Raw genomic sequence first — 9,993 nt, 5'->3', positions numbered from 1 at the left:
TCATGTGGCCGGCGGCAAAATCTGACACCCGGAACCACCAAGCCTCTGGCACAGCTGCTGGGCTGCATCGTGCGAAAGGCCGGTCAGCCTTGCACGATAGACATGACCATGCCCCGATGCAACGCTTGCAACATGGGTATGCACGCCGCTGAGCGAAACCTTGGCCCGTGCCTGCCCCGCTGCATGCTCCGCCTGCCCTGCCGAACCATAGGCGCCGACCTGCACGCCCCAGTCATGCCCCCCCGCCATGCTGATCACGCCCGGGTGCTCGCCCGCGGCCACCATGGGGGTCATGCCGTCCTGCGTGCGTGCGCGCCACGCCGCCCGCACGGCGGCGGCCTCGGGCGAGGGGGTCTCGAGCGCGGTGCCGTTCGGCACGGAGGCCAGCATCCGCTGCCCACGGCTGCGGCTGCTCAGGCTGTTCTGGGCAGCCTGCGCGCGGGCCATGGCACGTGCCTCGACAAGCAGGTCGGCCTGCGAGCGGTTGACGGGCGAACTCCCCGCGATGCGTGGCCCGATGGCCGCCACGTAGTTGCGCGTCTCCTTGGGCAGGGTGCGATAGTGATCGACAAAATCATCCAGCCGCCCCGGCCCGCTGTTATAGGCGGCCAGGAAGCCGGGCGAGCCGTAGATGTCATACATCTCGCGGATATAGGCGGTGCCCGCCATGATGTTGTCATGCGGCTCGAAGGCATCGGGGCCAAGGTCGTAGCGCGCGCGCATCGTATCGTAGGTGGGGGGCATGAGCTGCATCAGGCCCATGGCGCCGGGCAGCGAGGTCACGAACTGCCCGTTGCGGTAAAGCTGGCCACCCGATTCGCGGTGCATTACCTCACGTATCCACACCGCGGGCACGTCAAAGCGCTGCGACGCCTCGGTAATGTAGGGGCCCCACGGGTCATCGGGCGGGCCGGGCGGGGTATAGCTGCTATGGGCACGGGCGCGGTAGGCCTCGGCCTCGTGGACCATCTGCTCTTCGCTCATGGTGCCCACGCTGTTATGGGCGCAGGCGGCAAGCGCCCCCGCAAGGCCAAGCGCCAGCCAGCGCAGAAGGCGGCGGGGCGATGGACGAAATGGCCAGCCAACCCGATTGTCCGTTTCACCGGATGGTGCGTATGCCTGCGCTACTGCCATGTCGTGCCGTAATCCTGCTCATGCCCGCACACCCAATGAAGGACGTGCCAACATGGCCCGCCCGGCATGGAACGGGCGCCGCACCATAACAGCGTGAATCCGGCTTGCGCAATCCTGCCCTGCCGCCCCGTGGCCACGGGGCGGCAGGGCCATTCCGGCGTGGTTATTCCTCGATATAGGTGGCCGGGTCGCCGCCGGTGCGATGGGCCGGGGCATCAAGGGTGGCGAGGTCGCGCATGTCCTCATCGGTCAGTTGAAAATCGAACACCCGCAGGTTGGCGCGCATGCGCTCGGGGTGGGCACTTTTGGGAATGGGCACCGAGCCTGTCTGCACCACCCAGCGCAGCATGACCTGCGCGGGCGTGCGGCCATGCCGCTCGGCCACGCGGGCCAGCGTGGGGTCCTTGAGGATGGCGCCACGCCCCAGCGGGCTCCATGCCTGCGTGAGAATGCCGAGCTTGCCATCAACCTCGCGCTGTGCAGCCTGCGCGAAATCGACATGCATCTCGATCTGGTTGACCGCGGGCGTCACACCCGTTTCATCCACCAGGCGCTGCAGGTGCTCGGGCAGGAAGTTGGAGACGCCGATGGAGCGCACCCGCCCCTCCTTTTGCAGGCGGATCATCGCCTTCCAGCTCTCTACGTACAGATCCTTGGCGGGCAGCGGCCAGTGGATGAGATACATGTCGACATAGCTCATCTTGAGCCGCTCGAGGCTGGCCTCGAAGGCACGCAGCGTGCTGTCAAAGCCCTGCTCGGCCCCGCGCAGCTTGGTGGTGACAAAGATGTCTTCCCGCCCCACATCAAAGCTGAGCAGGCCGGTGCCGACCCCGCTTTCGTTGCCGTAGCGCGCTGCCGTGTCGAACAGGCGGTAGCCTGCGGCAAGCGCCTCGCGCACGGCGGCCTCGGCCTGCGGGTTGTCGAGAGGGTAGGTGCCAAACCCGATCGCGGGGATCTTGCGTCCATCATTGAGGGTCAGCAGGGGGATGGTGGTCATGGTCGTTCCTTCGCCTGGCGCCCCGGCGTTGCATGGTGCCCCGGCGCAAGGGCGGCAGGGTGGCGACCTGGCCGGGGCAGGACGTGTCGCCGTCTGTCACCCTAACGACATCACGCGGCTTTTGTTTTATGCCCAGTTTTCAGGACTGGGCTGCATGTGGTTCATTATCAGCACCAGACGAGGACCGAATGACCGATACATCCGCCGACCTGCACCACACCATCCTGACCCTCGATACCCATGTCGATATTCCATGGCCCGACCGGGGCGACTTCGCCACCGGCAGCCCCTCGCGCCGGGTGGACCTGCCGCGCATGCGCGCGGGCGGGCTGCGGGCGGCCTGCCTCGTGGCCTATGTGGGCCAGGGCGCATGCGATGCAGCCGGGCATGCAGCCGCCTCGGCCCGCGCGCTGGCCATGCTGCGCGTGATCAACGATGCGGGCCGGATCGGGGGCGTGCGCGTGTGCGATACGGCGGCAGGCGTGCGCGCGGCGTATGAAGCCGGTGACATCGCCATCGTACCCGCCGTGGAGAACGGCTACGCGATGGGCGACAACCTCTCGCTGATCGGGCAGTTCCGCGCCCTGGGCGCGCGCTACATGACGCTGACCCATAACGGCCATAACGCGCTGGCCGACTCGGCGCGCCCCATGCACCACCTCAACGACCCCGACAGCCTGCATGGCGGCCTGTCGGCGCTGGGCCGGGCTGCAATCGTGGAAATGAACCGCACCGGCATGCTCATCGACGTGTCACACACCGCGCGCGACACCATGATGCAGGCGGTCGAACTCTCGCGCGCGCCGGTCTTTGCCAGCCATTCCTGCGTGCGCGCGCTGTGCGATCACCCCCGCAACCTCGATGATGGCCAGCTTGATGCGCTGCGCGCATGTGGCGGCGTGATCCATATCACCGCCATGGACGCCTTCCTCCGCCCGCGCGACGTGCGCGACATCCGTCCCGTCACGGTGGCGGATTTCGTGGACCATATCGATTACGCCGTGCAGCGAATCGGCATCAAGCATGTCGGCATTTCATCGGATTTCGATGGCGGTGGCGGCATTCGCGGCTGGGCCGATGCCTCGGAATCGGGCAACCTCACCGCCGAACTGCTGCGCCGGGGCTATGACCACGCCCAGATCGCGGCCCTGTGGGGCGAAAACTTCCTGCGCCTGCTCGACCAGGCCGATGCGGTTGCCCGCACGATCGCGTGAAGACAAATCCCGCCCGCTCTGGATCAGTCGCGCCCAAACGGGTATATCCTGTGCCGAATTAACGAATACAGGATAAAACATGACCACCAGCACCGACTACAAGGTCAAGGACATCTCGCTCGCCGAGTGGGGCCGCAAGGAAATCTCGATCGCTGAAGGCGAAATGCCGGGGCTGATGGCGCTGCGCGCGGAATATGGCCCCTCCCAGCCGCTCAAGGGCGCACGGATCGCAGGCTGCCTGCACATGACGATCCAGACCGCTGTGCTGATCGAGACCCTGACCGCGCTCGGCGCCGAGGTGCGCTGGTCGTCATGCAACATCTTCTCGACTCAGGACCAGGCCGCCGCCGCCATCGCCGCGACCGGCGTGCCCGTGTTCGCCTGGAAGGGCCTGACGGAAGACGAGTTCAACTGGTGCATCGAGCAGACCATCCACGGGCCGGATGGCTGGACGCCCAACATGATCCTCGATGATGGCGGCGACCTGACCGTCATGATGCACGACAAGTATCCCGAACTGCTCGAGAACGTGCGCGGCCTGTCGGAGGAGACCACCACCGGCGTGCACCGCCTGTGGGAGATGGAAAAGAAGGGCACGCTCAAGGTGCCTGCCATCAACGTCAATGACAGCGTGACCAAGTCGAAGTTCGACAACCTGTATGGCTGCCGCGAAAGCCTGGTTGACGCCATCCGCCGTGGCACGGACGTGATGATGGCGGGCAAGGTGGCCGTGGTGGCCGGTTATGGCGACGTGGGCAAGGGTTCCGCCGCATCGCTGCGCAACGCGGGCTGCCGCGTGCTGGTGACCGAGGTTGACCCCATCTGCGCGCTGCAGGCCGCAATGGAAGGCTACGAGGTCGTGACGATGGAAGAGGCCGCGCCGCGCGGCGACATCTTCGTGACCGCCACGGGCAACATCGACATCATCACCATCGAGCACATGCGCGAGATGAAGCACCGCGCCATTGTGTGCAACATCGGGCATTTCGATTCCGAGATCCAGATCAATGCCCTGCGCAACTACACGTGGGACAACATCAAGCCGCAGGTCGATGAGGTCGTCTTCCCCGACGGCAAGCGCCTGATCGTGCTGTCCGAAGGGCGGCTGGTGAACCTTGGCAATGCCACGGGCCACCCCTCGTTCGTCATGTCCGCGTCGTTCACCAACCAGACGCTGGCGCAGCTTGAACTGTGGCAGGCGCCCAAGGGCAAGTACAAGAACAAGGTCTACACCCTGCCCAAGCATCTTGATGAAAAGGTGGCCTTCCTGCACCTGGCCAAGGTCGGGGCCCACCTGTCGCGCATGACGGATGAGCAGGCAAAATACATTGACGTGCCGGTCAACGGTCCGTTCAAGAACAAGGATTACCGTTACTAAGGGCCAGTCACGCGGCCTGAAAGGCCCGGCACCAGCCGGGCCCATATTTATGGAGTTGAAGATACCATGAGCATTTTTGGCACGATCCTGTCCAAGATTTTTGGCAGCCACGCTGCTGCCGCCACCCCGGCCGCAACCCCCGCAGCCGGCGCAACTGCCCCTGCCGCCGCGGCTCCCGCAGCAGCCCCCGCAGCCCCGGCCCAGCCGGTGGACGTGAATGCCGTGCTGAGCGCGCTGGCAGCGAAGTACCCCCAGAAGCTGAACTGGCAGGTCTCGATCGTTGACCTGATGACGCTGCTCGGCCTGGACAGCTCGCTTGCCGCGCGCCGCGAACTGGCCACCGAACTGCACTACACCGGTGACATGAACGATACCGCCCCCATGAACATCTGGCTGATCAAGCAGGTCATGCAGAAGCTGGCGGAAAATGGCGGCAAGGTCTCCCCTGACCTGATGAAATAAGGCGCAACTGCGTGATGGCGGGCGGACGCGTGGCCTGTGGCCGCCGCCCGCCCGTTTTCATGTCAGCCACCGCCCGGACATGACAGCCGCAGCAGGCGGCATGATGGAGGGACAAGCGATGGAAACCGTTCCCGACTTTCCCGTAGCCGACGCCGCCATGCCGATGGAGGGCAGGCCGCCCGCCACGTCCATCTCGAACGGGCTGGTCTGGGCCATTGGCTGCCAGTCCGGCCACCGCCCCGTGCGGCTCAATGACGAACAGATTACGCGCGCACTTGAAGGTGGCTCGCCCGCCAGCCCCGATTCATGGGTCTGGCTGCATTACGATATCGTCCACACCGCCAGCCGCGCCCATATCCAGGCCATACCCTGCCTGCCCGAGGAAGTGCGCCTTGCACTTGGCAGCACCGACCGCGGCACCAATGTGGAGGCGGAAGGCGACATCGTGTATGGCGCCCTGCCCGGCTTTGATGATGCCATGTCGGAGGATGACAAGAACCTCTCCGCCTGGCGCTTTGCCGTGCTGCCCGACCTGCTCATCACCACGCGCCGCCAGCCCGTGCCCGCACTTGGCGTGGTGTACCGCGCGCTGCAACGCAATGAATCCTTTGATTCGCCTGCCGAGGTCGTGGACCACACGCTACTGGAATTCGCCGATACCGTGCGGCGCAACATCGCCATGCTCGATGACCAGCTCGACCGCGCCGAGGACCTGCTGCTGACGCTGGACCAGCACACCGATTTCGGCCGCATCAGCGGGCTGATCGGCCGCGTGCGCCGCCGCTCGACCGAATTGCGGCGCGTGATCTCGCCCGTGGACCGCATCTTCCACAACGAAGACCTTGAACTCCCCGAATGGGCGGAAGATGACATACGCGACCGTTCGCAGCGCCAGATCCACGCGGCCCTCGATGACCTTCTTGCACTCCAGGACCGCGCGCGCTCGCTGCAGGATGAACTGGCATCAGGCCAGGCGGAAGAAACCAACCGCCGCCTTTACACCGTCTCCATCGTGACCACGCTCATGCTGCCCGCCACCTTCGTAACCGGTTTCTTTGGCATGAACACCGGCGGCATGTTCCTCGCCTCGGGCGGCATGGGCACGGTGGAGGCAGGCGGCATCTGCTTCATCTTCATGATGATTACGTGGTTCCTGCTCAAGGTCATGAAGCTGCTCTAGCCCGGCGCCCTGCTTCAGCCTGCGCTATCTTCCTCGCCATCATGCTGCGGCAGGGTGAGCGGATCGGGCAGGTCGGTGGGAACGGGCTCGGGGCGGGGCTTTTTGCTGGCATCAGGATCAGGCCGGGCCTCGGGCGGCGAACTGACGCCGGGGGCCGGATAGCGCTTGCCTTCGCCTTCGCCAGGGCCAGATTTTTCAGGGTCATCATGCGGCATGGCCTGAACCTTCCCATCATCCATCACCACGCCAACGCCTGTAGCACCAGCGGGTTGCCCCGTGGGGCAGGACAGCAGACAGGAAAACGCCCCAAAACGACGAAAGCCACCTTGCGGCGGCTTTCTCGTATCCAACTGATTTTTTACAATCTGGAGCGGGCGATGGGATTCGAACCCACGACCCCAACCTTGGCAAGGTTGTGCTCTACCCCTGAGCTACGCCCGCGCTCCGTGTCGGTGAAGCGGGTTTTACGGTAAACCCGTGGGGGCCGCAAGAGGGAAAAATGCATTTCCTGAAGTTTTTTTTCATCGCCCCACAAGGCGGTTGCGACACTCGCGGGGAATGCCAATCTATTGCACAAGAACGAAAGAACGAACCGGCAGGACGGGCCATACTGCGCGAGCACCCCGCCCACGCCTGCCGCCAGACCGACAGGATATGCGACCATATGGACTACATCATCGGCCAGACCCCCCGCCCTGACAGTTCCGGCCCGGCAGGCGCAGTGCCCGGCGGTGGCCCCGACCCGGTCATGGACGGCACGCAGAACACCTTCATGCACGACGTGGTGGATGCAAGCCGCGACATGCCGGTGCTGGTCGATTTCTGGGCCACGTGGTGCAACCCGTGCAAGCAGCTCACCCCGGTGCTGGAAAAAGTGGTGCGCGCGGCCCGCGGGCGCGTGCGTCTGGTCAAGATTGATGTCGATGCCAACCGCGCGCTGGTGCAGCAGCTTGGCCAGATCGGCCTGCCGGTGCAGTCGATCCCGCTCGTGGCCGTGTTCTGGCAGGGCCAGATCCTGGACATGATGCAGGGCGCCAAGCCCGAGGGCGAAGTGCGGCGCTTTGTCGAGAATGCCCTCAAGGCCGCAGGCGGCGGCGCCCTGCCCGCAGCCGAGCTGATCGAGGCGGCGCGCAAGGACATGGCCGAGGGCCGGGCGGAGGCAGCAGCGGGCCTGTTCTCGCAGGTGCTGGAAATCGAGCCCGAAAACCCTGCCGCATGGGGTGGCCTGGCCCGCGCGCTGATCGAGATGGGCGATGATGAAGGCGCCGAGACCGCACTCAATGACGCCCCCGCCGCCATTGCCAGCCATGCCGAGATAACGGGGGCGCGGGCGGCCCTCGAACTCAAGCGCGAGGGCCGCAAGGCTGCGGAGGAAGCAGAAGAAATCCGCGCCCGCATTGCCGCCAATCCGAAGGACTACGCCGCCCGCTTCGAGCTGTCGGCCGCGCTGAACGCCGCGGGCAAGCGCGCGGAAGCCGCTGATGAGCTGCTGACCATCATGAAGGAGGACCGGCAGTGGAACGATGACGCCGCCCGCCTGCAGCTCATCCGCCTGTTCGAGGCCTGGGGCCAGACCGACCCCGACACCGTGGCCGCGCGGCGGCGCATGTCCTCGCTGCTGTTTTCGTGACGCGGCATGACGAAAGCGGGGTGGTCGTCATTCATGATGACATCCCGCGCCGCATCCCGCTGGTGAGCGAAATGACGCTGGCGGACTTCCCCGCCGAGCTCGGGCTGTTCCCGCTTGATGAAGCCCTGCTGCTGCCGCAGGGTCGGCTGCCGCTCAATGTGTTCGAGCCGCGCTACATTGCGCTGGTGGAGGACGCGCTGGCCAGCAACCGGCTGATCGGCATGATCCAGCCCCGCCTGCTCAATGGCATGGATGACACCCCGCTTGACGATGAGGCCGATGACCCCGGCATGGATGATGGCTACAGCCACACCCCGCCGCTGTACAACATCGGCTGCGTAGGCCGCATCACCGCCATGACCGAGCGGGCGGATGGCACCTACGCCATCACGCTGACCGGCATCGCGCGCTTCCGCCTGCTGCGCGAGACGGGGCTGCGCCGTGGCTACCGGGTGGCGCGGGTCGATACATCGTCCTTCGTGGCCGACCTGACCGATGTGGAAGACGAGATTCCCTTCGACCGCGAGGGGCTGCTCAACGCGCTGCATGATTTCTGCGAGGCGCAGGGGGTCAGCACACAGTGGGACGCGCTGCACCAGATGGATGACGCCGCCCTGCTCGTCACCCTGCCCATGATCTGCCCCTTTGGCACGGCGCCGCGCCAGAAAATGCTCGAGGCCCCGACCCCTGCCGACCGCGCGCGCATCCTGCGCGATCTGCTGGAAGGGTCTGGACAGGAACCCGATGAGGGTGCATCCCCCGCATGACCATTACCCACCGCAACCTGCATGGAACCCGCCACCATGACCGAAAAGCCCCTCGCGCCGCCTCTCGACCCCCGGCTGCTGTCCATCCTCGTCTGCCCCGTGACCAAGGGGCCGCTGGTCTATGACCGCGAGGCGGGTGAACTGATCAGCAAACGCGCCGGTCTGGCCTTTCCCGTGCGCGACGGCATTCCCATCATGCTGCCCGATGAAGCCCGCAGGCTTGATGCCTGAACATAATGAACGTTTCTGGTGACGCTTTTTGAAAAAAGGCGGCACCCAGAAACTTTCATCTTTATTCAGCCTGCCAGCGTGGGCACGGCCATGCCATCGATCAGCCGCACATCGCCCAGCCATGCCGCCGCCAGCACGCGCGCGGGCGTGCCCGGCGGGCAGGTGGCCAGCGGTTGCAGGCTCTCTGCGTGGCGCAGTTCCACATAATCCACCGGGCCGAAGCCTGCCGCGCGCACCTGCTGCGCCACCCGTTCCAGCGCCGTGGCCACCTCCGCGCCGGTGGCGATCTCGTCCGCGCAGGCCGCGAGCGCACGGGGCAGCGCCACCGCCACCTGCCGCTGTGCCGCGGTCAGCCGCCGGTTGCGTGAGGAAAGCGCCAGCCCGTCCGCCTCGCGCAGGGTGGGGCAGGAGATGATCTCGATGGGCAGGTCGAGGTCGGTCACCATGCGGCGCACCACCTGCACCTGCTGGAAATCCTTCTCGCCAAAAAAAGCGCACTCGGCCAGCGTCTGCATGAACAGCTTGCACACGACCGTGGCCACGCCATCAAAATGACCGGGGCGGGCGCCACCGCACAACCCCTCCGACACGCCCGACACGCTGATGCGCGTGGCGAAGCCGGGCGGGTACATCTGCGCCACGGTGGGCGCATACAACAGGTCCACCCCGGCCTCGGCCAGCAGCCGCCCATCTTCCGCCAGCGTGCGGGGATAGGTTGCCAGGTCATCAGCGTTGTCGAACTGGATGGGGTTGACGAACACCGTGGCGATCACCCGGTCCGCCTGCGCGCGCGCGGCCCGCACCAGCGACAGGTGCCCTGCATGCAGCGCGCCCATGGTCGGCACCACGCCCACGCGCGCCCCTGCCTTCTTCCATGCACGCACATGCGCGCGCAGTTCGGCCACGGTGCTTACGGTTTCCATCAGCGGCAACTCCCTGTTCGTGCCCCGGCATGCCATGTGGCCGGGCCAGCGTGGCTTACCATCTTTTGCCACTGGCG

At 65.9% G+C, this 9,993-nt stretch carries 11 protein-coding genes and 1 tRNA gene; 7 read left to right on the top strand and 5 right to left on the bottom strand.

Annotated features, from left to right (window positions below):
- Both QEG70_RS15670 and QEG70_RS15665 read right to left on the bottom strand, forming a co-directional pair.
- A complete protein-coding gene (locus QEG70_RS15670; RefSeq protein WP_308721462.1) occupies window positions 1-1,134 on the bottom strand; it encodes a transglycosylase SLT domain-containing protein in 1,134 nt (377 codons plus the stop codon).
- Between the two features lie 163 nt (window positions 1,135-1,297).
- A complete protein-coding gene (locus QEG70_RS15665) occupies window positions 1,298-2,131 on the bottom strand; it encodes an aldo/keto reductase (protein ID WP_308721461.1) in 834 nt (277 codons plus the stop codon).
- 188 nt (window positions 2,132-2,319) lie between these two features.
- Between QEG70_RS15665 and QEG70_RS15660 the strand changes: the two genes are divergently transcribed.
- The 4 genes from QEG70_RS15660 to QEG70_RS15645 all read left to right on the top strand — a co-directional run bounded on the left by QEG70_RS15660 (window position 2,320) and on the right by QEG70_RS15645 (window position 6,365).
- A complete protein-coding gene (locus QEG70_RS15660) occupies window positions 2,320-3,345 on the top strand; it encodes a dipeptidase (RefSeq protein WP_308721460.1) in 1,026 nt (341 codons plus the stop codon).
- A gap of 79 nt (window positions 3,346-3,424) precedes the next feature.
- Window positions 3,425-4,723: an adenosylhomocysteinase gene (gene ahcY / locus QEG70_RS15655; RefSeq protein WP_308721459.1), complete on the top strand. Its 1,299-nt coding sequence runs from the start codon at window positions 3,425-3,427 to the stop codon at window positions 4,721-4,723.
- Window positions 4,724-4,789: 66 nt separating this feature from the next.
- Window positions 4,790-5,185 carry a DUF3597 domain-containing protein gene (locus QEG70_RS15650; protein ID WP_308721458.1) on the top strand — a complete coding sequence of 132 codons (396 nt, stop codon included), beginning with the start codon at window positions 4,790-4,792 and terminating at the stop codon, window positions 5,183-5,185.
- 79 nt (window positions 5,186-5,264) lie between these two features.
- Window positions 5,265-6,365: a transporter gene (locus QEG70_RS15645; protein ID WP_374762619.1), complete on the top strand. Its 1,101-nt coding sequence runs from the start codon at window positions 5,265-5,267 to the stop codon at window positions 6,363-6,365.
- Between the two features lie 14 nt (window positions 6,366-6,379).
- Here QEG70_RS15645 and QEG70_RS15640 read toward each other — a convergent pair whose 3' ends face one another.
- Window positions 6,380-6,604, bottom strand: coding sequence for a hypothetical protein (locus QEG70_RS15640; RefSeq protein WP_308721457.1), 225 nt, complete (start codon window positions 6,602-6,604; stop codon window positions 6,380-6,382).
- Between the two features lie 127 nt (window positions 6,605-6,731).
- A tRNA-Gly gene (locus tag QEG70_RS15635) sits at window positions 6,732-6,806 on the bottom strand.
- Window positions 6,807-7,029: 223 nt separating this feature from the next.
- Here QEG70_RS15635 and QEG70_RS15630 point away from each other — a divergent pair.
- Genes QEG70_RS15630 through QEG70_RS15620 form a run of 3 tightly spaced genes read left to right on the top strand, consistent with a single transcriptional unit; the run spans window position 7,030 to window position 8,993 of the window.
- Entirely contained in the window at window positions 7,030-7,995 is a 966-nt protein-coding gene (locus QEG70_RS15630) for a tetratricopeptide repeat protein (RefSeq protein WP_308721456.1), read from the top strand.
- Complete coding sequence (locus QEG70_RS15625; protein WP_308721455.1) at window positions 7,992-8,762, top strand: LON peptidase substrate-binding domain-containing protein; 771 nt, start codon at window positions 7,992-7,994, stop codon at window positions 8,760-8,762. Before QEG70_RS15630 ends, QEG70_RS15625 begins: the two co-directional genes overlap by 4 nt.
- A 36-nt stretch (window positions 8,763-8,798) precedes the next feature.
- On the top strand, window positions 8,799-8,993 hold the full coding sequence (locus tag QEG70_RS15620; protein ID WP_061273711.1) for a Trm112 family protein: 195 nt from the start codon (window positions 8,799-8,801) through the stop codon (window positions 8,991-8,993).
- Window positions 8,994-9,058: 65 nt separating this feature from the next.
- Here QEG70_RS15620 and panC read toward each other — a convergent pair whose 3' ends face one another.
- Window positions 9,059-9,916, bottom strand: coding sequence for a pantoate--beta-alanine ligase (panC, locus tag QEG70_RS15615; RefSeq protein ID WP_308721454.1), 858 nt, complete (start codon window positions 9,914-9,916; stop codon window positions 9,059-9,061).
- Window positions 9,917-9,993: the final 77 nt, after the last annotated feature.

This window comes from Komagataeibacter xylinus, from assembly GCF_031081985.1.
GTDB lineage: Bacteria > Pseudomonadota > Alphaproteobacteria > Acetobacterales > Acetobacteraceae > Komagataeibacter > Komagataeibacter xylinus_E.
This window is presented reverse-complemented; position numbering and strand designations above follow the sequence as displayed.

Bases quoted from the DNA above. Each gene is read 5' to 3' on its own strand.
- QEG70_RS15640 (WP_308721457.1), bottom strand. From the start codon at position 6,604: ATGGATGATGGGAAGGTTCAGGCCATGCCGCATGATGACCCTGAAAAA.
- QEG70_RS15650 (WP_308721458.1), top strand. From the start codon at position 4,790: ATGAGCATTTTTGGCACGATCCTGTCCAAGATTTTTGGCAGCCACGCT.
- QEG70_RS15630 (WP_308721456.1), top strand. From the start codon at position 7,030: ATGGACTACATCATCGGCCAGACCCCCCGCCCTGACAGTTCCGGCCCG.
- panC (WP_308721454.1), bottom strand. From the start codon at position 9,916: ATGGAAACCGTAAGCACCGTGGCCGAACTGCGCGCGCATGTGCGTGCA.
- ahcY (WP_308721459.1), top strand. From the start codon at position 3,425: ATGACCACCAGCACCGACTACAAGGTCAAGGACATCTCGCTCGCCGAG.
- QEG70_RS15660 (WP_308721460.1), top strand. From the start codon at position 2,320: ATGACCGATACATCCGCCGACCTGCACCACACCATCCTGACCCTCGAT.
- QEG70_RS15645 (WP_374762619.1), top strand. From the start codon at position 5,265: ATGACAGCCGCAGCAGGCGGCATGATGGAGGGACAAGCGATGGAAACC.
- QEG70_RS15665 (WP_308721461.1), bottom strand. From the start codon at position 2,131: ATGACCACCATCCCCCTGCTGACCCTCAATGATGGACGCAAGATCCCC.
- QEG70_RS15620 (WP_061273711.1), top strand. From the start codon at position 8,799: ATGACCGAAAAGCCCCTCGCGCCGCCTCTCGACCCCCGGCTGCTGTCC.
- QEG70_RS15670 (WP_308721462.1), bottom strand. From the start codon at position 1,134: ATGGCAGTAGCGCAGGCATACGCACCATCCGGTGAAACGGACAATCGG.